This is a genomic window from Enterococcus sp. DIV1314a, assembly GCF_051713805.1.
Lineage (GTDB): Bacteria > Bacillota > Bacilli > Lactobacillales > Enterococcaceae > Enterococcus_I > Enterococcus_I aquimarinus.
Window position 1 is genome coordinate 197,518 of the sequence record NZ_JBIOQP010000001.1, and the last position, 23,875, is coordinate 221,392.

Sequence of the window (23,875 nt, forward strand, 5' to 3'; positions counted from 1 at the left end):
CATTTGAATGTCAATGCGTTTATTACCTACTTATTGCTCGTTAAAATGAACTGCGGGCATTTTATAGTGATTTTGATTATCAAAGAAAATAAGTGTCAGAAGTTCCGTTGTTAGATCAATATATCGTACGTTCACCTCATCGGGTACTGTCACTCGATCAGGTGCAAAATTTAAAATTGCAGTAATGCCACTTTCAACAATCACATCAACGGCTTCTTGTGAGTGGTGACTAGGTACGGTCGTAATCGCAACCGTCAGACCGTTTTCTGCTACTTTTTCTGCTAGTTCATCCATACTATGAATGTAGTAACCTTCAAATACCGTCCCAATTAACGAAGGATCACTGTCAAAGACACACGTGATATTCAAATTCTCATTTCGTCTAAAATTATTTTTTAATAACGCCTTGCCTAGATTCCCCACACCCACAAGCGCAATATCTTTCTCCTCCTCCGTCGCAAGGAGATTGCTAAACACCTCAATTAAAAATGGCACTTCATAGCCATAGCCACTACGACCTAATTCCCCTAAGTAGGAAAAATCACGACGGATGGTAGCTGAAGGAACATGAGTGATTTCAGCAAATTCTTTTGATTTGATTCGAATAACACCACTTGATTCAAGTGCTTTTAAATTTCTTAAGTATGATGGTAAGCGTTTCGCTGTTGCTTTAGGCAACTTTTTGATTTCTTTCACTTCCATATTCCCACCTCTTTGTTAATAAGTTCACATAAAGTGTACCACGCCATTCTCGAATTCGCAAGCAAAGATTGAATGAATTTTCACAAATTAAAAAAACAACATCTAGCGCTACATCAAACACTCTTTTCATCCTTAGTTCACGTAGTCAAAAGAGGGATGGTTAAATTCGTGTTATGGATTAAAAGTATAGTAGTTTGTATCTAGGATTTTATTTTGAAATCTAAACGAGTTCTCATTCTTTCATATAAAAAAACGTTAGAAAGAAGAGTGCAATTCCTCTTTCTAACGTAAAATTTTATCTATCTCTCAGTTTTACTTTTTTAAACTTGAAAATACAAGTTTATAATAAATCAGAAAAATCTTCTTCTATTTGACTAGCCGAAATATCACTATGAACCAAATTTGCCATCGAACGCGCGATCATGCCTTCGATATCTAAACGTTGTTCGTATTTAGGTACTTTCTCAAGTTTCGGGCGTGTTTTAGGTTGTGGTGGCGCAAAAATCGTACAACAGTCTTCAAAAGGTTGGATCGACAATTCAAAGGTATCAATTTTTTCTGCCATTTGAATAATCTCTAACTTATCCATTGTCGCAACCGGACGAATAATCGGTGTATTCGTCACTTCGTTGATCGCAACCATACTTTGTAACGTTTGTGAGGCAACTTGGCCTAAAGACTCGCCATTGACAATAATTAAGCCTTTTCTTTGCTGGCGAATCGCATCTGTTAAGCGTAACATCATCCGTCTTGTAATCGTCATCCAGTAACCTTGTGGGACATGTTTTTTAATTTCTTCTTGAATTTCTGTAAACGGTACTTCAATGAAATGAATCGAACCAACATACGGCGTGAGTTTCTTCGCTAAATCTTTTGCTTTTTGTAAAGATTGTTCACTTGTATAAGGAGGACTCGCAAAGTGGACGGCTTCAATTTCGACACCACGCTTCATTGCGAAGTACCCTGCTACGGGCGAATCGATTCCTCCAGAGAGCATCAACATTCCTTTTCCGGCTGTACCTACTGGTAAGCCACCTGCCCCTTGTAGCATTTCGTAAGACAAATAAGCACCTTCTACGCGAATCTCCACGCGTAAGTTAATGTCTGGTTGTTTCATTTGCGCCTTAATGTCAGGGAAAATATCGACAATCGCGTTTCCTAACGTCAAATTCAGCTCATTTGTGTCTTGAATAAAATCATGATCACTGCGCTTAGTTGAAATTCGAAACGTTTCTTTGCCTGTATAAATTTCTTGCATAATTGCTTGTGCGGTTTGCTTAATCACTTCAATGTCTTTTTCAACACGGATACTTGGTGAAAACGTTTGGATACCAAAAATTTTCGTGAGTAGCGGAATAATTTCATCACTATCTTCGCCATTGAGCAGTAAATGCATCCGATCTCTCTCTGCTATTACTTTGACTTTTGGAAAATCAATTAAACTTTTTTGAACGTTTAATGCTAAGCGGTTAATAAAGGTCCTGCGATTTTTTCCTTTGGTTGATAATTCGCCATAACGAATCATAATTTCTGTATATTTCACTTGTAATCTCCCTAACTAATTTTATCGAATTTTTGATATAGATGATGAAACACAATTAAAAACTGTTCGACTTCGGCAATCGTATTGCTTTGATCTAAACTAATTCTGACGGCTGTCGTCGCAGAAACACTTGGTACTCCCATTTGTGATAACGTACTATATTTAGGTTGTTTCCGACTGGAACAAGCACTCGTTGTGGATAGAAAAATTTGTTTTTGTTCCAGTGCATGGACTAAGACTTCACCGCGAATTCCTTTTAAACCAAAACAAAGAATGTGAGAAGCAAAAGTCGTTTCTTGAGAAAAAAGTGTGACTTTCTTGTATTGACTTAAGGCATCGTAAAGGTATTTTCTCAATTGTAAAACATGTGTTGGCGTCGCAAGATTCTTTTCAAATACGATTCGCAAACTACGTGCCATCGCCACGATTCCAGCAATGTTCTCAGTGCTACTCCGTTCATTGTTTTCTTGTCCACCACCGGTTAATAATGGCGCCAGTTTTCTTCCTTGTCGCCAATAAATAAATCCGACACCTCGCGGACCATGGAATTTATGCGCGGAAAAAGTCGCAAAATCAACTCTGGAAGTCAACCATCGATCTTGTGCTACATGACCAATGGCTTGCACACTATCCACATGAAAATGTATTTTAGGATAATTTTCTAAGAGCTGACTGATTTCTTGAATCGGTTGAATCGCGCCAATCTCGTTATTAACAGCCATCACTGAGACAAGAATGGTTTCTTTTTTGATTAGCTGTCCAAGCGCTTGGACATCGACAAATCCTTGATTCGTAACTGGAGCAAAACTCACTTCAAAACCTAATGTTTCAAGTTGCTTCGCTGTTTCACGAACGGAAGGATGTTCGATACTTGAAAGAATAAGATGCTTCCCAAATTGACGTTTTTCAATCGCAGTGCCTTTCATTACCCAATTATTTCCTTCTGTCCCGCCACTTGTAAAATAAATTTCTCCTGGTGCTACCGATAAGAGGTCGGCGATTTGTTTTCTTGCCTGCTGCAATAAACGATTGGCTTGATTTCCCAACTCATGAAGACTTGAAGGATTCCCCATAATCCGTTGACTCGTTTGGACATAAGTATTTAAGACTTCTGGGTAAATCGGTGACGTTGCACTATGATCAAAATATATCATTTGTAACATTTCCTTCCTCATTTAAAATACGTTCTTATTATAGGGGTTGAGAGCTGTACTTTCAAGTGATTGAAGCCCTCCCTCTTCTCAATAAAAAAACTATTTTGAACTTCTATCAGAAGAATTCAAAATAGTTTTAATGTTAAACTAAATCACGATGATTAAAGTAGAACCCTTCTAAACGGGTAAACGCTCCTGGTTCGACACGCTCTAAGCTCGTTGCAATCTCGTCTAATGCATCTTGATAACGATATTCTTCATTAAACAAGACTAAACCATGTTCAATCGCTGCTTTCACCTCAGGATGAGAGTGACGGTAACGATTTGCATATTGCATTAACTGTTCTGTTAAAGCAGCTGCATCGACTAATTCTTTTGTACGGGTATCTAAAATAACTAACTCTTCTTCACAAATCGCTACAAGTTTATTGACTTCATCGATATTGATTCGAATTTTATTTAATGATTTTCCTAATTCTTCCACTCGGTCAGTTGTTAAGAAAAAGAATTCTAAGTAATCACCCGGAAGACCAGGTAACCGTTGTTTTTCAACAAAACGTTTTAAATTACGTAACTGAAGTTCGAATGCCTCAATTTTTTCTTGGGCAACTTTTTCATCTTTGCGTAATTCTCTTAAAGACTCATCAATTTCAACTTGTTGATTTTCGATATCATCTAAAATATGATAAGCATCTTTATAAAATCCTTGAATTTCAGAATAAGGAATTTCGTTGCTCTCTAATTGCGGTAAGTAAGCACCATGACGGCGAACCAACTCATCAATCTCTGTTTGGAAGCCACGAACCCTTCCTAATTCATTATGATTCAACGTATAACTTTGCGAAGTATGATCAATTTCAATCAGTAATTGACGGTTATTTTTCATCGAGTGGTTAATATACTCTTCAATCACTTGACGATTTTTTAAAACATATTTCTTCGCATCAATTTCACGTTCCATAACCGTATAAAGCGTATCAATTTCGTGTGCAGTGTCTCGATTCGCAACTTCAACTGCTGCAACTTCAACTTTAGCTAAATCAGCCGTTGAATTTTCGATGCGGCGAGCGACACGGTGAATGTCATTTTCAAAATTTTCTTCAGGGAACTTGAATTTCTCTTCCAATAATTTTTTATAGCCGTCCTCAATTTCTTTCAATTGAGCCGGGAAGGTTTTATTCAACTCTTCATATACGACAGGGATACGTTTCATTAAGTCTTGTAATTCATAGGTATGTTTTTCTGCTTCTTCCAGTACTTCTCTCGCTTCTACTGGATCGCCTGAAGTATTCAACGTCACAAATTGTGTGAATTCAATTTCGATATTCTTTACTTGTTTTTGTAACTCTGCATATGCCGGACCGTAAGTAGCGCCTTCTTCACGCAGATTCTTTTTCAATTCTTCATAAACATCTAATGCTTGTTGGACTTGTAAAGAATTTCGTTCTTCGCTTTCTCGAAGCTCTTTTAAGCCTTGTCGAATCACTTTGACTTCTTCTTCCATCATTACAAGGGTTTCTTCCGCATCTTTGACCGCGGCTTGTCCTTTAAGGAAGCGGAATGTTTCATTGAGATTCTCAACTTCAAAAATTTGACTTTCTAATTCTGCAAAAGAGGCAGTTGAGAGATCTGTCCATTTTTGACTCCACTCTCTAAAGGTATTTTGACTTTGACCCACCAAGTGCATTTTTTTCACTTCGTCTACTTCTTCAATCACAGGTAAATCAAACAGCTCTTCTTTCCGTTTCTCTAAATCATTGAGCTTTTCTTGATTCTTCCTGCGCATAAAAAAGCCGACCCCATACAAAACCGCTACGACTGCGATTATGGCGATGACAATTCCGATGATTACTTGACTCTCCATTCAAAATTCCTCCATTTTACTCCAGCATTGATTTAAAAATTGTGATAGTCACAAATTATTTTAATTAATTATTGTAATATTCCATAAAAAAAGCATCTAAGCTAAATTATAGCACAAAGAAATTCTTCAAGCACTAGTAAGAAGCAAAAAAAACAAATTTATTGGAAATTCATTTTCGAGTTTCAAGATGATTGTAAAATCCCTCTCATTTTCCCAAAAATTTGCTGAAAAACACTTGATTTATTTGGTTTTTAAAGGTAATCTATTAAAAATTGATGGGAAGAGGATTAGAATGAAAGTGATAAAATTTGGTGGCAGTTCACTCGCCACAGCACAACAAGTAGAAAAAGTCGTTCGCATTATTGAAGCTGATACTGAACGTCGATTTGTCGTCGTCTCAGCTCCAGGAAAACGAACACCAGAAGACACAAAAGTAACGGATTTACTCATTGCTGTCTACCAAGCACGTCTTGCAGAGCAACCGATTGACAATATTGTTGAAAAAATTTATCAACGATACGTCGAAATCGCTGCTCCGTACCAAGTAGAACCAATCATTTTAGCAGATATTTTAAATGAATTAACGAATTTAAATCACCTTGCAATTGAAGACAACCCGTACTTTCTAGATACTATTTTAGCTACCGGTGAAAATTGCAACGCTCAACTCATTGCAAGTGTTTTGCGGGCACAAGGAATGGCAGCACGTTATATTAATCCACAGGAACTGGGAATTTTCGTAACACCCGAGCCACAAAACGCTCAAATGATTACGAAATATTATCAAACCATTCATCAATGGGCCCATTCTGAAGAAATTTTAGTGATCCCTGGTTTCTTTGGATATACAGAAGATGGAAATATTTGTACCTTCTCTCGCGGGGGCTCAGACGTCACGGGTGCGATTGTCGCTCGTGGAGTAAAAGCCAGTCTTTATGAGAATTTTACGGATGTCAATGGTATTTATGCCGCTCATCCAGGGTACGTTCATGAACCAGAAACCATTACCGAAATTACTTATCGGGAGATGCGCGAACTGGCTTATGCAGGCTTCTCTGTTTTCCATGAAGAAGCTTTAATGCCTTCTTTTAAAGCAAATATTCCGGTCGTCATTAAGAACACAAACAATCCTAGTCATCCTGGAACACTCATTACAACTAAACGAACCAATCTAGAAAAACCAGTCGTAGGAATTGCGAGCGACGAAGGTTTCTCCATGATTTATTTAAGTAAGTACTTAATGAACCGTGAAGTTGGATTTACCTTACGTATTTTAGAAATCTTTAGAGACTTTAATTTAAACTACGAACATATTCCATCCGGGATTGATGATTTGTCAATTATTCTACGTTCGAATCAATTGACAGCAGAACTGGAAGAAGAGCTACTACGTAAAATTGCTTATGAAATCGATCCGGATGAACTCCGTATTACACACGATCTTTCATTAGTGGTCGTAGTGGGCGAAGGTATGAAACATCGCGTTGGTAGTATGGCCGAAAGTACAGCAGCATTGGCGCGTAAAAACATTAATATTGAAATGATTAACCAAGGTTCTTCTGAAGTGAGTATTATGTTTGGTATTCATAAAGAACGAGAAGTCGATGCCATTCGGAATCTTTACTACACATTTTTTGATTAGTTGCCAAAAAGAAGGAAAGACAGACGTCACTCACGTCTAGCTTTCCTTCTTTTATTGATTTCAATATTTGAATCATTTCATCTTCCTATCAAAAAAGTCTAATCCGTGCGTTCTACAAATTACTCGTCTTACTTGTCAATCACATCAAAATGTTGCAGCGCTTTTTCGATTCCGTTGCGGTCATGGCTATCTGTCACGTAATTGGCACTTACTTTCGTTTTAAGATCACCATTTCCCATCGCAACGCCTAAGCCGACTGCTTGTAACATCTCGATATCATTTAAATAGTCTCCAAAGGCCATCGTCTCTTCTAATAAAATTCCTTGATCGGCTAAGAAGAATTGAATGCCTTTCACTTTGGATCCGCCTTTAGGTACAATATCGACCGCAAACGGATTGGATCGCTGAAAATCACAATTCGGTAACGCTGCTTGTAATTTCTCATGTTCATACTCAGCCCCAAGCATCATACATTGATAAATTGGTTCCTGTAAAATGGCTAAATTCGAATACCGATTTTTACGTTTGTTAGGACTATACTTTTGTAAAATCAATTTCATTCGACGAATTGGAAAGCGACTTGGAATAAAACGAATCATCTGCCGAACAAAACTAGATTCGCCAATTCGCATCGTTAAACTACCTTCCGTCCGTGTTTTACCACCAAAAACGAGTTGACGAGAATGATTATTCGCAAATGTTACAATGTCGTTGATGACACTTTTCTCAAATGCTCGTGCATAGATAATTTTCTCTTTCGTATAGACAAGTTGACCATTATACGTTACAAACATATCTAAATTTAAATCTTTCACAATTTTCTTTAAACTGTTTGGTCCTCGACCAGTCGAAATACCACATAACACGCCATTTTTTTGAGCTTGTATAATGGCCTTTTTAGTGCTTTTTAAAACTTTTCCATTACTTGCTAATAACGTACCATCTACATCAAAGAAAATAGCCTTAATCATTCTCCCACCTCCTTTTTTTCTTACTAATCATACCAACACGACTCATCAAACTCAAGTTTAAAACCCTTTTTTTACTCTTATGAATCAAATATAATCACATTTTTTTAAAATATCCGTTACAATATTATTAGCCCATCATTTTTAAGAAAGCAAGGTGCTCATAAATGAAAAAATTATTAATTTTACACACGGGTGGAACGATTGCCATGCAAGAAGATCCTACCACTGGCGTCATCCAAACGAAACTCCATCACCCTTTGTTGGAAGCGACATTATCACTTCCAATTGAAGCCACTATTCATACAGAAGAAATGTTCAATTTACCTAGCCCACACATTACGCCTTTTCATATGTTACAATTAAAGGAACGCATTCAACAAGCAATTTCCGAAGATTTTGACGGCATCGTCATCACTCATGGGACGGATACATTAGAAGAAACAGCCTTTTTCCTGGATACTACAATTGAAACCTCCGTCCCGATTATCATTACCGGTGCCATGCGCTCCAGCAATGAACTAGGCAGTGATGGTCTCTATAACCTTTTGAGTGCGATTCGCGTAGCAGCCCATCCAGAAGCTGTTAGTATGGGTGTATTAGTAGTGATGAATGATGAAATTCATACTGCAAGATACGTCACAAAAACACACACTTCAAACGTTGCCACTTTTTTAAGTCCGACGCTAGGACCTGTGGGATTAATCAATAAGAATCATATTTTTTTCTTACAAAAATTGCTAGAAAATCCACACTTAGATGTTAAAACCGTTGATGGTTTAATCCCAATTGTTAAAGCATACGCCGGGATGCACGGTGAATTGCTAGATGCCCTAGCTCAAACGAATATCGATGGACTTGTGATTGAAGCATTTGGGGCTGGTAACTTGCCACCTGAGACGACGAAACCACTCCAACAAATGATCAAACAAGGCATACCTGTCGTGCTCGTTTCACGTTGTTTTAATGGTGTCGCTGAACCTGTCTATCATTATCCAGGCGGCGGGAAAGAGTTAAGTGATATTGGGGTTATTTTTTGTCCCAATATTAGTAGTCAAAAAGCACGCCTCAAGCTACTCATCGCACAAAATAATCGGCTCTCCCCTTCACAATTAAGTGAATTTATGGAAAATTAAGAAAAGAAACCTTAGGAAAAGCGGTGTAAAGCCCTAATCTAAGGTTTCTATTTTTTTCCATTCTATTTGTGCGCGACAACAAATCTCATCTTTGACTGAAATTTCATGTAAAGTTGTTATATGAGTATCTTCTTCTCTCTTTTCGAATACACTTTGGCTTTGGCTACCATACAAAATCTCTTTTTCGAAACGAACCCGAATTTTCGTCGGAACAAACGTCGTTAGAAAATCAAAACCTAAAGGAGAAAATAACCATTGAAAATAGACTGCATTATTAACATGTTTGTTCTCATCAATATCATAAAATTGCGATGTCATCATCATGGATTCACCCTTTTCAACGGGCAGTATCGATTCCATTCGTTTAATCGTCGTTTGTTTTTCACTCTCATAAGGTGCAATAATTTCATCTTGTACCCGAGCAAGCTTTCTGGTCGTTTGATTCATTAATGCAAAGACAGATTCAATTTCAACGAGTAAATTTCCTTTTTGATCAAACACCCAAAAATTTCGGTAACAAAAGAAGCGATTATACGTTTTCGCCTCTGTTTTAAAGACTAATTTTTCACCCACTTTAGGAAGTCGCTCCAACGAAATACGATAATCAGTAATAATCCAATTTAAACCAATCGAATGAATATAATCGGTTCCACGATTGAATAGCGCACTTTGTTGCTCCGACGACTTAATGGCGACCGCCACTAACATCGAGACTGTCATCGTCCCTGTCAGATCACACTCATAATAAGATACTTCATGGGGCATTTCATAGACTAAACCCATGTTTTCCACCTCTTTCATCAATAGATTCTATTTTACCTTTATTATTTACAGAAAACAATCCTCTTTTTCATTGTTCTCTCATTCTCGGATAATACCCCTTTATTCCTCTTTCAAAAACAGATAGCGTTGAATTTCTACTCCTCATCATTACACTCTAAAACAACTTCACAAATTTCATTTCTAGCAAAGAATTCTTGCTCCTATTTTTCAAAAATCATATCTCTGATTAGAATACGAGTGAAAAATATTAAAAAGACCGATAGCCCAATCATTCGAGTATATAAATAGGGTGCATAACTTTTAGTATCGATGACTGAAACACGTGTTATTCTTCCACCCTTTTTTTCGGATCGTTTATTTTTTTGATGATGGTCTCATCGCTAAATTACTTTCTTGTATCATTTAATTCAATTCTTGACAAAGTAATCACCAAAAGAGAGTCGATGCTAGCGGACCATAGAAAATGCCTTGTGTCGGCTGCGTCCAAAGACGACATATGAGTGACTCTCGGTAAGGGCTTCAGCAACATAGGAACCTAGGCTCAAAGCGGTCTCACAGCTCCACCCGCAAGGCCATTTTGTGTAGGGTAGCACGAGTTTCCAGCAACACCATTTGGCGAAGAGCTATTATTTCTTACACATCAAAAAAAGAAGTATTTTCAATTAAGAAAACACTTCTTTTTTAAGACTCCGGCAGTAGGACTCGAACCTACGACATCATGATTAACAGTCATGCGCTACTACCAACTGAGCTATGCCGGAATAATAAATTGATTACGTCATCAAGGAGATACTTCCCTCAAACGATAATTAATTATAACATTACGTTATTTAAAAATCAAGTATTAATTTTAAAGCCACCTGTCGGATTCGAACCGACGACCCCCACCTTACCATGGTGGTGCTCTACCGACTGAGCTAAGGCGGCAATCAATTAATTAATACATTTTATAGAATACCTAATTTCAAACAAAAAGTCAATAAGGTAATATCAATAACTAATTTTATTTAATTTAAAATAACTAAAAGATCACTAACTTCCGTGGCTAATTTGGTAGCTCCGGCATCTTCTAATTCTTTTTTATCACCAAAACCATATAACACACCGATACTTTCAATATTATTCTTATTCGCTCCAATAATATCATGTTTACGGTCACCAATCATCACCACTTGATCAACGGCAGAAATCGTTGCTTGTTCCATGACATAGCGAATCACATCGGCTTTATGTGATCGTGTACCTTCTAAGTTGGCACCATATATTCCACTAAAGTATTGATGAAAGTTTAATTTCTTTAAAATAATTTCAGCAAAAACTTCAGGCTTAGACGTAGCTAAATAAATTTGTTTTTCTTGTGACAACGTCTTTAAAACCATTTCAATTTCTTCATATACTGTAAATAAATGAATACCCGTTTCTTGATAAAACTCACGGTAATAAAAAATAGCGTCTTTCGCCTCTTCTGCGGTCATTCCTAAGCTTCTAAAAGAGTCTTCTAGTGGTGGGCCAATAAAAGTCTTTAAGACTGACAGAGAGAGTTCTGGACGATTCATTTTCTTCATTGCATAATTGATGGACTGAAAAATCCCTTGACTTGGTTCGATAATCGTGCCATCTAAATCAAATAAAATATATGATTTTTTCAATTCATGATACCTCCATTATTATCTGTAACAAAAAAGAACACCCAAGATAGGATGCTCTTTTAGTATGACTCCGGCAGTAGGACTCGAACCTACGACATCATGATTAACAGTCATGCGCTACTACCAACTGAGCTATGCCGGAATAAGTGTTACTTTTTATCATTTCACTTTCAATAAATTGAAAATGAAATTTGCGTGGCGACGTCCTGCTCTCACAAAGGGAAACCCTTCACTACAATCGGCGCTAAGAAGCTTAACTTCTGTGTTCGGCATGGGTACAGGTGTATCCTTCTTGCTATCGCCACCACACTATTTAATTATTTGAGTAAGTGTTGCTCACTCAAAACTGGATTTGAAGAAAATCATTGTACCATACCAAGTTTTTATTTTACCATTTTGGTTAAGTCCTCGATCGATTAGTATCAGTCCGCTCCGTACATCGCTGCACTTCCACTCCTGACCTATCTACCTGATCATCTCTCAGGGATCTTACTTTCTTAAAGAAATGGGAAATCTCATCTTGAGGTGGGCTTCACACTTAGATGCTTTCAGCGTTTATCCCTTCCCTACATAGCTACCCAGCGATGCCTCTGGCGAGACAACTGGTACACCAGCGGTAAGTCCATCCCGGTCCTCTCGTACTAAGGACAGCTCCTCTCAAATTTCCAACGCCCGCGACGGATAGGGACCGAACTGTCTCACGACGTTCTGAACCCAGCTCGCGTGCCGCTTTAATGGGCGAACAGCCCAACCCTTGGGACCGACTACAGCCCCAGGATGCGACGAGCCGACATCGAGGTGCCAAACCTCCCCGTCGATGTGGACTCTTGGGGGAGATAAGCCTGTTATCCCCAGGGTAGCTTTTATCCGTTGAGCGATGGCCCTTCCATGCGGAACCACCGGATCACTAAGCCCGACTTTCGTCCCTGCTCGAGTTGTAGCTCTCGCAGTCAAGCTCCCTTTTGCCTTTGCACTCTACGAATGATTTCCAACCATTCTGAGGGAACCTTTGGGCGCCTCCGTTACCTTTTAGGAGGCGACCGCCCCAGTCAAACTGCCCATCTGACACTGTCTCCCATCACGATTAGTGATGCGGGTTAGAGTGGCCATAACGCAAGGGTAGTATCCCACCATTGCCTCCATCGAAACTAGCGTCCCGATCTCTACGGCTCCTACCTATCCTGTACATGCGGTACAGACACTCAATATCAAATTACAGTAAAGCTCCATGGGGTCTTTCCGTCCTGTCGCGGGTAACCTGCATCTTCACAGGTACTAAAATTTCACCGAGTCTCTCGTTGAGACAGTGCCCAAATCGTTACGCCTTTCGTGCGGGTCGGAACTTACCCGACAAGGAATTTCGCTACCTTAGGACCGTTATAGTTACGGCCGCCGTTTACTGGGGCTTCAATTCGTACCTTCGCTTGCGCTAAGCACTCCTCTTAACCTTCCAGCACCGGGCAGGCGTCAGCCCCTATACTTCATCTTTCGATTTTGCAGAGACCTGTGTTTTTGATAAACAGTCGCTTGGGCCTATTCACTGCGGCTGTTCTTGCGAACAGCACCCCTTCTCCCGAAGTTACGGGGTCATTTTGCCGAGTTCCTTAACGAGAGTTCTCTCGCACACCTTAGGATACTCTCCTCGACTACCTGTGTCGGTTTACGGTACGGGCCGTTGTTTTCTAACTAGAAGCTTTTCTCGGCAGTGTGACATCAGAAACTTCGGTACTTAAATTTCCCTCCCCATCACAACTTGTCCTTAATGAATGAAAGCATTTGACTCTCACTCGGACTTATTGCTTGGACAGACATTTCCAATCGTCTGCATTTCTTAGCCTACTGCGTCCCTCCATCGCTCAAACAAAAACAACGGGTACAGGAATATCAACCTGTTGTCCATCGCCTACGCCTATCGGCCTCGGCTTAGGTCCCGACTAACCCTGGGCGGACGAGCCTTCCCCAGGAAACCTTAGTCATACGGTGGACAGGATTCTCACCTGTCTTTCGCTACTCATACCGGCATTCTCACTTCTAAGCGCTCCAGCAGTCCTCACGGTCTACCTTCGACGCCCTTAGAACGCTCTCCTACCAGTGTACATACGTACACTCCACAGCTTCGGTAATATGTTTAGCCCCGGTAAATTTTCGGCGCAGGGTCACTCGACTAGTGAGCTATTACGCACTCTTTAAATGATGGCTGCTTCTGAGCCAACATCCTAGTTGTCTGTGCAACCCCACATCCTTTTCCACTTAACATATATTTTGGGACCTTAGCTGGTGGTCTGGGCTGTTTCCCTTTCGACTATGGATCTTATCACTCACAGTCTGACTGCCAGATATAAATGTATGGCATTCGGAGTTTATCTGAATTCGGTAACCCTAGACGGGCCCCTAGTCCAAACAGTGCTCTACCTCCATCATTCTTAAAATCTGACGCTAGCCCTAAAGCTATTTCGGAGAGAACCAGCTATCTCCAAGTTCGTTTGGAATTTCTCCGCTACCCACACCTCATCCCCGCATTTTTCAACATACGTGGGTTCGGTCCTCCAGTGCGTTTTACCGCACCTTCAACCTGGACATGGGTAGATCACTTGGTTTCGGGTCTACGACCACCTACTCATTCGCCCTATTCAGACTCGCTTTCGCTACGGCTCCGTCTCTTCGACTTAACCTCGCAGATAATCGTAACTCGCCGGTTCATTCTACAAAAGGCACGCTATCACCCATTAACGGGCTCTAACTTGTTGTAGGCACATGGTTTCAGGATCTATTTCACTCCCCTTCCGGGGTGCTTTTCACCTTTCCCTCACGGTACTGGTTCACTATCGGTCACTAGAGAGTATTTAGCCTTGGGAGATGGTCCTCCCGGATTCCGACGGAATTCCTCGTGTTCCGCCGTACTCAGGATCTTCCTAGGTGCTTTCCAAATTTCGTCTACGGGGTTTTTACCCTCTTTGACGGACTTTTCCAAATCCTTCGACTATCTGAAAAAACTACCATATCGGAGTCCTACAACCCCAACAAGCAAGCTTGTTGGTTTGGGCTGTTCCCGTTTCGCTCGCCGCTACTAAGGGAATCGAATTTTCTTTCTCTTCCTGCAGGTACTTAGATGTTTCAGTTCTCTGCGTCTACCTCTAATCAGCTATGTATTCACTGAAAAGTAACATCCTATAAAAGATGTTGGGTTTCCCCATTCGGAAATCTCTGGATCAAAGCTTACGTACAGCTCCCCAAAGCATATCGGTGTTCGTCCCGTCCTTCATCGGCTTCTAGTGCCAAGGCATCCACCATGCGCCCTTATTCACTTAACCTTCTCAACCTTACGGTTGGGTTTTTGACGTTGTTTCTAGCGATAGAAACGCAATCAAAGATAAAATAAATAAAGTAATTGGAATCATGTAACAATCATCCAACACAATGTTCTTGGTTTGTTATATTTCTTTTCTTCAATATCCAGTTTTCAATGAGCAAATACAATTAAATTGAGAGTAGACCTCTCAAAACTGAACAAAGAGCAAACGATGTGTAGTTTCCGTGATGTTTGATTGGCAAATGATGAAACATCATTGCGTCAAACAAATTCCTTAGAAAGGAGGTGATCCAGCCGCACCTTCCGATACGGCTACCTTGTTACGACTTCACCCCAATCATCTATCCCACCTTAGGCGACTGGCTCCAAAAAGGTTACCTCATCGACTTCGGGTGTTACAAACTTTCGTGGTGTGACGGGCGGTGTGTACAAGGCCCGGGAACGTATTCACCGCGGCATGCTGATCCGCGATTACTAGCGATTCCGGCTTCATGTAGGCGAGTTGCAGCCTACAATCCGAACTGAGAGAGGTTTTAAGAGATTAGCTCAGCCTCGCGGCTTGGCGACTCGTTGTACCTCCCATTGTAGCACGTGTGTAGCCCAGGTCATAAGGGGCATGATGATTTGACGTCATCCCCACCTTCCTCCGGTTTGTCACCGGCAGTCTCGCTAGAGTGCCCAACTAAATGATGGCAACTAACAATAAGGGTTGCGCTCGTTGCGGGACTTAACCCAACATCTCACGACACGAGCTGACGACAACCATGCACCACCTGTCACTTTGTCCCCGAAGGGAAAGCTCTATCTCTAGAGTGGTCAAAGGATGTCAAGACCTGGTAAGGTTCTTCGCGTTGCTTCGAATTAAACCACATGCTCCACCGCTTGTGCGGGCCCCCGTCAATTCCTTTGAGTTTCAGTCTTGCGACCGTACTCCCCAGGCGGAGTGCTTAATGCGTTAGCTGCAGCACTGAAGGGCGGAAACCCTCCAACACTTAGCACTCATCGTTTACGGCGTGGACTACCAGGGTATCTAATCCTGTTTGCTCCCCACGCTTTCGAGCCTCAGCGTCAGTTACAGACCAGAGAGTCGCCTTCGCCACTGGTGTTCCTCCATATATCTACGCATTTCACCGCTACACATGGAATTCCACTCTCCTCTTCTGCACTCAAGTTCCTCAGTTTCCAATGACCCTCCCCGGTTAAGCCGGGGGCTTTCACATCAGACTTAAGAAACCGCCTGCGCTCGCTTTACGCCCAATAAATCCGGACAACGCTTGCCACCTACGTATTACCGCGGCTGCTGGCACGTAGTTAGCCGTGGCTTTCTGGTTAGATACCGTCAAGGGATGAACTTTTTACTCTCATCCTTATTCTTCTCTAACAACAGAGTTTTACGATCCGAAAACCTTCTTCACTCACGCGGCGTTGCTCGGTCAGACTTTCGTCCATTGCCGAAGATTCCCTACTGCTGCCTCCCGTAGGAGTCTGGGCCGTGTCTCAGTCCCAGTGTGGCCGATCACCCTCTCAGGTCGGCTATGCATCGTGGCCTTGGTGAGCCGTTACCTCACCAACTAGCTAATGCAGCGCGGGTCCATCCATCAGTGACGCAAAAGCGCCTTTCACTTCCTCTCCAGGCGGAGAAAAAGATTATGCGGTATTAGCACCTGTTTCCAAGTGTTATCCCCCGCTGATGGGTAGGTTACCCACGTGTTACTCACCCGTTCGCCACTCTTCTTTTCCGGTGAACCGAAGTTCGATGAAAAAGAAGCGTTCGACTTGCATGTATTAGGCACGCCGCCAGCGTTCGTCCTGAGCCAGGATCAAACTCTCATTAAAAAGTTGAAACAATCTTTCGATTGTTAAGCTCAAAAATTTTGCTAGCTAAATTGCTTGCTTGTAATGTTCACTTCTATCGAATAGAAGTGTCCTACACTTTTGGTTCGTTTTGCTTGCTTTGTTCAGTTTTCAAAGGTCTACGTTGTCGCGTTAGCAACTTTTATATCATATCAGATTGACTTTTCAGTGTCAACTGTTTTTAAAAACTTTTTTCAACAACCTCATTCAATTTATAAAGCAATTAAGTTAGTTATGAAACAGCGACTAGAACATCTTAACAAATCATACCACTATCTGTCAACTTCTTTTTTCACTTTTTTACTAAAGTGTCATTCAGATGAATACACAACATATAGCCTGCTAAGCCATTAGTTTATGGACTTCGTTTTCAAATGTGATTGAAAGCTATTTGTTTCAATTGCAACTATTAAGATCAATCAACATAAACAACCCGCTTTTTCATCGTGCCATTCCTACCTTTTTAAAAAAAAGGCATGCCGTCAATTTTAAATGCTTGAATCGTTTCGCTAAACTGCTTCGCATTTTCCCAATAAACAGCTTCAGGCAATTGCTGTGAATGATCATTAGCGGACATTTCAAAAACAAATAAGGGAATTTTTTGATCGTTCTCTACTCCACTCGTTAGTTCGACTAATTGAAGTGTTGAAACATCAAGGTGAGCTTTTTCTTTCAATAATTGCAAGACACAAGCTAAGCCTGTTCGCTCATTAGATAATTCAACTGATAGAAATTTTTTCTCATTTCCTAAGTTGTGAAGTAAAAACCGTTTTGTTCCGTCTTCTAAATGTAAAATAACCGTCCCAGCAACTCTTTTTGTATTCAACATTATCACCTCGTGTTTTAATCTAACTGCTTCATCATATCATATTTTTTTCATCATGCTACTGTATTTTTCTGGATTTATTTTCAAGCAGCGCATCCATTGCTTCCTTAACCCAATACGGTAACGCTTCCTTGATTGTTGTAAAGCCAATCTTCTTATACTTGTTTGTAAAATATCTTTTTTTGCGAATTCCCGTCTGAATAAACTGTCCTTCAAGCGTTCTTCTCGAAAGGCTAATTTTTTGACTATATTCATCAATATCAATAATTTGCACTTGAACTTTTTCGCCAATTTTTAACACATCTTGTATATTTTTTGTATAACCCGATTGAATCTCAGATACATGAATCAGCCCTTGCGTCTCTTCATCTAATGAGACAAACGCGCCATAAGGTTGAATGCCAGTGATATACCCATCAACGATATCTCCAATTTTACAGTCCATTTTTATCCCTCTTTTCATTCCTGTATTTTTGATTATACTAGTAAGTGAGATGAAAATGAAGGAAATATTTTTGAGGAGGAAGAAGATGGCTCAATTCGATCAATTACATAACCGCTTACAGACGAATAGTATCAAGTGGGATACGCTCGAAAAAGATTATCAAGTAAGAGACTTATCTGCTTTTTGGGTAGCCGATATGGATTTTCAAGTGGCCCCTGCGATTCAACAAGCGCTCGGTAAATACGTGGCTACAGGAATATATGGGTACCATTTGTTACCCGATTCTTTATACGAGGCGATTATCTCTTGGCAAAAACGCCGACACGGGTATGACATCCAAAAAGAAGCGATTTTAGTTAGTTCAGGTGTCGTTCCTAGTTTGGTCATGTGTATCGAATCCTTGACAAGACCTGGGGACGCAATTTTAATTCATGATCCGGTCTATCCACCTTTTGCCGAAGTGGTTGAAAACAATCATCGACAATTAATCCGTTCTTCTTTGATGAAGCATGAAGGTAAGTTTGAGATGGATTTACACGAGATGGAAACCCTGATTATCGACCATCAGATCAAACTATTCATTCTGTGTAATCCTCAAAATCCTGGTGGCCGTGTTTGGTCAAATGAGGAATTGAAACAGTTGGGGCTTCTTTGTCAAAAGCATCACGTGCTAGTGATTAGTGACGAAATCCATCAAGATCTTATTCTTGCACCTAATCATTTTACTTCTTTTCAAACCGTCGATGAAAGTTTCGCTGAATTTTCAGTGATTCTGACTTCAGCTACGAAAACTTTTAATCTGGCTGGCATAAAACTTGCCATGATTTTTGCCAAAAACCGTGAACTTAGAGAAAAAATCAAGTCGCTACAACAAGTTACACGACAAGATGAAGTGAATACATTTGGTATCATCGCAACACAAGCTGCCTATGATTACGCAGAAGATTGGTTAGAAGAATTATTAGTCTATCTAAAAATGAATGTCGAAGAAACCTGTGCTTTTTTTAGTGAATCTTTACCAAAAGTAACCGTGATGCAACCTGAAGGAACCTATCTGATTTGGTTAGATTTTTCTGCTTATGGACTCACCGATGAAGAATTACATCATCAACTCATTTATGAAGCAGGGGTTGTTTTAAATAAAGGAGCGACATTTGGCTCTAACGGAAAACAACATGTGCGGATGAATGTCGCTTGTTCGAATCGTCTACTCAAAAAAGGCTTAACACAAATCAAAGAAGCTTTTCTTCGTTTAGCGTAAGAGCATTGATTTAAAACAAGTAAAAAAGCTTAGAGCTCACAACACTGTGCGAGCTCTAAGCTTTTTTGTTTGATTAATCTTCAATAATCTCAATAGTTTCAATTACAACATCATGAACAGGACGATCTTGTGGGCCTCTTTGAACAGCACCAATTTCATCCACAACATCCATGCCTTTTGCAACATGACCAAAAACGCTATGACGGAAATCTAACCAAGGTGTACCGCCTTGTTTATAAACATCAATGATTTCTTCAGGATATCCTGCACTTGCCATTTGGCTAATCATGTTCGCAGGAACATTTTGGTTGTTTACAATAAAGAATTGACTGCCGTTGGTATTTGGGCCAGCATTTGCCATTGACAATGCGCCACGTAAGTTAAAGAGTTCTTTTGAAAACTCATCTTCGAATTTTTCACCAAAAATACTTTCGCCACCCATACCAGTACCTGTTGGGTCACCACCTTGAATCATGAAATCAGGAATAACGCGGTGGAAAATTACACCATCATAATACCCTTTTTTCGCAAGACCAATAAAATTTTCAACGGTTCTTGGTGCTTGTTCTGGAAATAATTGAATTAAAATTTCTCCACGGTTGGTTTTAATTAACGCTTTTGGACCTTTTTGACTGGCTAAATCGATTTGTGGCAATTGAGACAAAAAAATCTCCTCCTTCTATTTTTATATTCATATCATAGCTAAAAAACAATAAAAATGCTACACTTTAATTTCTTTGTTATAATATATCGCAAAGTGATTGCGAATTTAAGGAGGAACACAATGGACATTTATGATATTACGATTATTGGGGCTGGTCCAGCAGGGATGTTTGCAGCCTTTTACGCGGGAATGCGCCAGGCTAAAACAAAGATTATTGATACTTTGCCACAACTTGGTGGGCAGTTAGCAACTTTGTATCCTGAAAAATATATTTACGACATCCCAGGCTACCCTAAAATTAAAGCTGGAGAACTGGTCCAAAATCTGAAAAAACAGATCACGACCTTTAACCAACGCTATTGTTTAGAAGAAGAAGTCTTAAAAATCGAACGTCAAGAAGATGGTGTTATCGAAATCACGACCAATCAGCGAGTACACTACTCACGCGCTGTGATTCTTGCGTTAGGAAATGGCTCTTTCCAACCGCGAAAATTAGCCTTAGAAAATGCCGAAATGTACGAAGGTTATGGCATTGATTATTATGTATCTGACCTTATGAAATACGCAGGAAAAAAAGTGGCGATTGCCGGTGGCGGCGATTCCGCGATTGACTGGGCCTTAATGTTAGAACCAATTGCCAAAGAAGTGACCCTCATCCATCGTCGACCAGATTTTCGTGCGCATGAACACAGCGTCGAACTTTTAAAGAAATCATCTGTCAATGTCTTAACACCGTATTTATTAACCGAAATTTCAGGCGATCGCACACTAGATGCTATCCATTTACAAAAAGTGAAAGAAGAAGAAACGATTGACTTAAGCATTGATTATCTCATCGTTAATTACGGCTTTTCTTCCACATTAAACTTAAAAGAATGGGGCTTAAATAGTACGCGTCAAGGAATTGCGGTTCATTCAGATATGCGTACTTCGATGGAAGGCGTTTATGCTTGTGGCGACATTGTCCAGTACGAAGGCAAAGTTAAACTAATTGCAACCGGTTTTGGGGAAGCGCCGACTGCCGTTAATAATGCCTTGCATTATATTAATCCTAAAAATCGGACACAACCTGCGCATAGCACGAGTGTCTTTGATCACTAATATAGTTAAAAAAGAACTCTGACCACTACATAGTCAGAGTTCTTTTTTAACTATATTCTTCATGCCACTCACGAATATTTTTCTCAATTAAAGCAAGTAGTTCTTCCGGTTCTTTAGCGCCTAATCGTTCACCTTCGAATAAACAAAACGGCTGTTGTTCACAGAATCGACATTCACTTAAGCAACTACTAACCATCACATCAACCTCATCCATCGCTTCAACCGCTTCTAAAACGAGTTGAGTACCTTGAGATAAGTTCGTTTGACAAAATTCTACGAGGGGAAACATTTTTCATCACTTTCCTTTGCTTGAACGCTAGAAATAGTATACCATGAAATAGTAAAGGCGAAAAAATATTTGATTGGAGGTTTTTTTATGGTATTCGAAACAAAAACACTCGAAGCAAAAGCGCGGCAATTATTAGGGGATCGCGGTGTTTCCGTCGTTGATATCGCGGAATTAGTGATCTTTTTACAAAAAGAATATATCCCGGAATTGACATTAGAAACCTGCGTTGATAGTGTCAATGCGGTGTTAACGAAGCGAGAAGTCCATAATACAATTTTAACAGGGATTCAACTCGATATTTTAGCCGAAGAAGACAAACTCCTTCAACCGTTACAAAGTATTGTCGAAGGCGATGAAGGTCTTTACGGCATTGACGAAGTACTAGCCCTTTCGATTGTCAACGTTTATGGTTCAATTGGCTTCACCAATTACGGGTACATCGATAAAGTAAAACCTGGTATTTTACAAAGGCTTAATGAAAAAGGTGGCCCGCGTGTCCATACCTTTTTAGATGATATTGTTGGCGCGATTGCTGCAGCTGCTGCTAGTCGCCTAGCACATAGTTATTCTTCTGAAATTTAATCGTCAAGAAAAATAAAAAAGGAGGAGTCGACCAACGATTCCTTCCTTTTTTATTTTAATGATTTTTTTCCCATGATTAAGCCCAGTGCAAAGAGACTTTCTAGAATGACAAAGAATAAAATAAAACACCACATAAAAAATTGTTCCGGTAAGACCGTAATAATCGGATCGGTTACTGGATTAAATAACCAATCATCGTTACTAAAAAACAGTTCGTGGAATTTTATAAAGAATGTCTCAAAGCCAATCGCCATCACAAACAGCAAGCCTACAGGAAGAATCATCGCCCACTGAAAAGGACGAACAAGTCGCCATAACCGTTGCTTTTTGACTAAGGAGTATAGAAAGAACAGACTTGGTAACAACGTCACAATCAATATCCCGTAATTCAATAAAAACAATTGTTTCACATCATAAAAATGACCTAGACCTGCTTCTGACATCGGAAAATCCGGTAACTTCAATTCGCTAACCCACGGATAATTCAAGAAGCGCAATAACAGACGATAGTTTTCTAACAGTGTTTCTTTTGTTAAACCGGAAATTTCAACTAAGTCATAGCGTTGAATACTCCAGCTAAAAAGAGGAACAAAATTAATCGTCACGGTAATCGAAAATGTAATCAATGTTAAAAATAAACTTAAAAAACCGCCTCTTTCGAACCATTTCTCTTTTGATTTCATCATGCTAAAACATCCATTCGTCTAGACTATCAATAATATACGTCGGCGCTTCTGGCAAGTGTGGGACCGCCTCTTTTGGCGTAAAGCCGGATAGCACTAACAACGAATCAATCCCATTTTTAATGCCCGATTGAATATCCGTTTCGTAATTATCTCCGACCATTAACACTTCTGACTTTTCCAACTGGATTTGATCGAGTGCTTTTTCCATAATAATCGCTTCTGGCTTACCGATAAAAACAGGTTTTTGCTGCGTTGCGGTCTCAATTAAGGCAATCAACGAACCTGCACCAGGAATCAGACCTTTTTCCGTCGGGATATTTTTATCTGGATTCGTCCCAATAAACATTGCACCTTCACGAATTGCTAGAGTGGCTTTCATTAATTTCTCATACGTCACTTCGGAATCAAGACCCACTACCACATAATCTGGCTGTTTTTCTTCCCAAATAAACCCTGCTTTTAAAATTAATTGAATCAAGCCCGCCTCACCAACGACATAGACTTTTGATCCTTTTTTGGCATCTTTCATATAATCAACCGTTGCCAAAGCCGCCGTATAAATCGTGGTTGGTTCGACAGTTAAAGAAAATTCTTCTCGCAAACGCATGGCAACCGTTTCGGGTGTTTTGGTGGTATTGTTAGTTACAAATAAAAAAGGAATATCTTTTTTTTGCAAGTTTTCAACAAACCGTTTACCCGCAGGAATAATTTCTGACCCCAAATAAATCGTGCCATCTAAATCAATTAAATACCCATTATATGTCATCAATCTTCTCTTTTCCTTATCGTAAAACTCTTAGTTTTTTCTTTTTTTTCGCTAACAGCTGCCTTTATTTGTTTCGATTTGGGTTTCACTTTTGTTTTGGTTGGTTTTACGACTTCTTTTTTTTCTTCAATATGTGCTTGTTTATTAACAGCTTTTGGTTTGCGGCGGCGTTGATTGGTCTTTTCACGCTTACCACCAACTCGTTGAATCACAAAATACGCACAACCAAAATTACAATATTCATATAAATAATCTTCTAACGCATCAATGCGCTGTTCAGGAGGTGCTTTACGATTACTCGCCTCAAAGAATCCACGTAGACGCAATTGCTCATAGCCCCAATCACCCACAATATAATCATAGCGAGCTAATACTTCACTATAGCGTTCCCCGATTTTTTCCAGAACAAAACCGTCTCGATAATTGGTCACGACTTTATATAGACGATTGCCAATCATTATTTCTGTTTCACTCAACGCAATGACTGCTTCCCCTTTTTTTGTTTCTTTCACAACCGGTTCTTCAATAATTTCTTCTAAAACAGCTGTTAGTTCTCCAGTCAAGTCTTTTTGTTTTCCGCTCATCTTTTCACCACCTACGTTTTATTATACCTTGTTTTTGATTCCTTGGGTAGTTCTGCAGAAGATCTA

Annotated in this window: 19 protein-coding genes, 3 tRNA genes and 3 rRNA genes; 5 read left to right on the forward strand and 20 right to left on the reverse strand. The window is 39.9% G+C overall.

The genetic code is table 11. From position 1 onward, the window contains the following. Positions 1 to 30: 30 nt before the first annotated feature. From IGI68_RS00970 to IGI68_RS00985, 4 genes are all read right to left on the reverse strand, one after another. Complete coding sequence (locus IGI68_RS00970; protein WP_071874314.1) at positions 31 to 702, reverse strand: redox-sensing transcriptional repressor Rex; 672 nt, start codon at positions 700 to 702, stop codon at positions 31 to 33. 340 nt (positions 703 to 1,042) lie between these two features. Then, on the reverse strand, positions 1,043 to 2,245 hold the full coding sequence (thiI, locus tag IGI68_RS00975; protein ID WP_438729600.1) for a tRNA uracil 4-sulfurtransferase ThiI: 1,203 nt from the start codon (positions 2,243 to 2,245) through the stop codon (positions 1,043 to 1,045). 11 nt (positions 2,246 to 2,256) lie between these two features. After that, complete coding sequence (locus IGI68_RS00980) at positions 2,257 to 3,399, reverse strand: cysteine desulfurase family protein (protein WP_438733172.1); 1,143 nt, start codon at positions 3,397 to 3,399, stop codon at positions 2,257 to 2,259. A 142-nt stretch (positions 3,400 to 3,541) separates the two neighbouring features. Beyond that, complete coding sequence (locus IGI68_RS00985) at positions 3,542 to 5,263, reverse strand: septation ring formation regulator EzrA (RefSeq protein ID WP_438729603.1); 1,722 nt, start codon at positions 5,261 to 5,263, stop codon at positions 3,542 to 3,544. Positions 5,264 to 5,555: 292 nt separating this feature from the next. Here IGI68_RS00985 and IGI68_RS00990 point away from each other — a divergent pair, with 292 nt between their 5' ends. After that, positions 5,556 to 6,905, forward strand: a complete 1,350-nt coding sequence (locus tag IGI68_RS00990) for an aspartate kinase (protein ID WP_438729606.1) — start codon at positions 5,556 to 5,558, stop codon at positions 6,903 to 6,905. A gap of 128 nt (positions 6,906 to 7,033) precedes the next feature. Here IGI68_RS00990 and IGI68_RS00995 read toward each other — a convergent pair whose 3' ends face one another. Then, positions 7,034 to 7,876: a Cof-type HAD-IIB family hydrolase gene (locus IGI68_RS00995; protein WP_438729609.1), complete on the reverse strand. Its 843-nt coding sequence runs from the start codon at positions 7,874 to 7,876 to the stop codon at positions 7,034 to 7,036. A 164-nt stretch (positions 7,877 to 8,040) separates the two neighbouring features. Here IGI68_RS00995 and IGI68_RS01000 point away from each other — a divergent pair, with 164 nt between their 5' ends. Beyond that, a complete protein-coding gene (locus IGI68_RS01000; RefSeq protein WP_438729612.1) occupies positions 8,041 to 9,009 on the forward strand; it encodes an asparaginase in 969 nt (322 codons plus the stop codon). 33 nt (positions 9,010 to 9,042) lie between these two features. Here IGI68_RS01000 and IGI68_RS01005 read toward each other — a convergent pair whose 3' ends face one another. The 10 genes from IGI68_RS01005 to IGI68_RS01050 all read right to left on the reverse strand — a co-directional run bounded on the left by IGI68_RS01005 (position 9,043) and on the right by IGI68_RS01050 (position 17,876). Further along, positions 9,043 to 9,792 (reverse strand): acyl-[acyl-carrier-protein] thioesterase, encoded by a 750-nt coding sequence (locus IGI68_RS01005; RefSeq protein ID WP_438729615.1) that lies wholly within the window; start codon positions 9,790 to 9,792, stop codon positions 9,043 to 9,045. A gap of 687 nt (positions 9,793 to 10,479) precedes the next feature. Further along, positions 10,480 to 10,553 (reverse strand) — tRNA-Asn (locus tag IGI68_RS01010). A 93-nt stretch (positions 10,554 to 10,646) separates the two neighbouring features. Then, positions 10,647 to 10,719 (reverse strand) — tRNA-Thr (locus IGI68_RS01015). 80 nt (positions 10,720 to 10,799) lie between these two features. Then, positions 10,800 to 11,441: an HAD hydrolase-like protein gene (locus tag IGI68_RS01020; RefSeq protein ID WP_438729618.1), complete on the reverse strand. Its 642-nt coding sequence runs from the start codon at positions 11,439 to 11,441 to the stop codon at positions 10,800 to 10,802. A gap of 68 nt (positions 11,442 to 11,509) precedes the next feature. After that, a tRNA-Asn gene (locus tag IGI68_RS01025) sits at positions 11,510 to 11,583 on the reverse strand. 51 nt (positions 11,584 to 11,634) lie between these two features. Then, positions 11,635 to 11,750: ribosomal RNA gene (gene rrf / locus IGI68_RS01030) — 5S ribosomal RNA — on the reverse strand. Between the two features lie 87 nt (positions 11,751 to 11,837). Further along, a 23S ribosomal RNA gene (locus IGI68_RS01035) occupies positions 11,838 to 14,752 on the reverse strand. A gap of 277 nt (positions 14,753 to 15,029) precedes the next feature. Then, positions 15,030 to 16,587 (reverse strand): 16S ribosomal RNA (locus tag IGI68_RS01040). The 16S, 23S and 5S rRNA genes sit together here with 1 tRNA gene alongside, the layout of an rRNA operon. A gap of 481 nt (positions 16,588 to 17,068) precedes the next feature. Further along, entirely contained in the window at positions 17,069 to 17,434 is a 366-nt protein-coding gene (locus IGI68_RS01045; protein WP_071874847.1) for a hypothetical protein, read from the reverse strand. Positions 17,435 to 17,489: 55 nt separating this feature from the next. Beyond that, on the reverse strand, positions 17,490 to 17,876 hold the full coding sequence (locus tag IGI68_RS01050) for a CvfD/Ygs/GSP13 family RNA-binding post-transcriptional regulator (protein ID WP_438729621.1): 387 nt from the start codon (positions 17,874 to 17,876) through the stop codon (positions 17,490 to 17,492). Between the two features lie 85 nt (positions 17,877 to 17,961). Between IGI68_RS01050 and IGI68_RS01055 the strand changes: the two genes are divergently transcribed. Continuing rightward, positions 17,962 to 19,137: a MalY/PatB family protein gene (locus IGI68_RS01055; protein ID WP_438729624.1), complete on the forward strand. Its 1,176-nt coding sequence runs from the start codon at positions 17,962 to 17,964 to the stop codon at positions 19,135 to 19,137. A gap of 73 nt (positions 19,138 to 19,210) precedes the next feature. On the opposite strand, the gene IGI68_RS01060 is transcribed toward IGI68_RS01055, so the two are convergent. Further along, entirely contained in the window at positions 19,211 to 19,801 is a 591-nt protein-coding gene (locus IGI68_RS01060; RefSeq protein ID WP_071874845.1) for a peptidylprolyl isomerase, read from the reverse strand. Between the two features lie 120 nt (positions 19,802 to 19,921). Between IGI68_RS01060 and IGI68_RS01065 the strand changes: the two genes are divergently transcribed. After that, positions 19,922 to 20,902, forward strand: a complete 981-nt coding sequence (locus IGI68_RS01065) for an NAD(P)/FAD-dependent oxidoreductase (protein WP_438729628.1) — start codon at positions 19,922 to 19,924, stop codon at positions 20,900 to 20,902. Between the two features lie 46 nt (positions 20,903 to 20,948). Here the strand turns inward: IGI68_RS01065 and IGI68_RS01070 are convergent, their stop codons facing one another. Continuing rightward, positions 20,949 to 21,191 carry a DUF1450 domain-containing protein gene (locus IGI68_RS01070; protein ID WP_071874843.1) on the reverse strand — a complete coding sequence of 81 codons (243 nt, stop codon included), beginning with the start codon at positions 21,189 to 21,191 and terminating at the stop codon, positions 20,949 to 20,951. Positions 21,192 to 21,278: 87 nt separating this feature from the next. Between IGI68_RS01070 and IGI68_RS01075 the strand changes: the two genes are divergently transcribed. Beyond that, the gene (locus tag IGI68_RS01075; RefSeq protein WP_071874842.1) at positions 21,279 to 21,773 is read left to right on the forward strand and encodes a phosphatidylglycerophosphatase A family protein; all 495 of its coding nucleotides are present in this window, start codon (positions 21,279 to 21,281) and stop codon (positions 21,771 to 21,773) included. Positions 21,774 to 21,823: 50 nt separating this feature from the next. Here IGI68_RS01075 and IGI68_RS01080 read toward each other — a convergent pair whose 3' ends face one another. From IGI68_RS01080 to IGI68_RS01090, 3 genes are read right to left on the reverse strand one after another with little or no spacing between them, the layout of a single operon-like run. Next, complete coding sequence (locus IGI68_RS01080) at positions 21,824 to 22,456, reverse strand: TIGR01906 family membrane protein (RefSeq protein WP_438733174.1); 633 nt, start codon at positions 22,454 to 22,456, stop codon at positions 21,824 to 21,826. 4 nt (positions 22,457 to 22,460) lie between these two features. Next, positions 22,461 to 23,225, reverse strand: coding sequence for a TIGR01457 family HAD-type hydrolase (locus IGI68_RS01085; RefSeq protein ID WP_438729633.1), 765 nt, complete (start codon positions 23,223 to 23,225; stop codon positions 22,461 to 22,463). After that, positions 23,225 to 23,809, reverse strand: a complete 585-nt coding sequence (locus IGI68_RS01090; protein WP_438729636.1) for a YutD family protein — start codon at positions 23,807 to 23,809, stop codon at positions 23,225 to 23,227. Before IGI68_RS01090 ends, IGI68_RS01085 begins: the two co-directional genes overlap by 1 nt. Positions 23,810 to 23,875 lie beyond the last annotated feature (66 nt).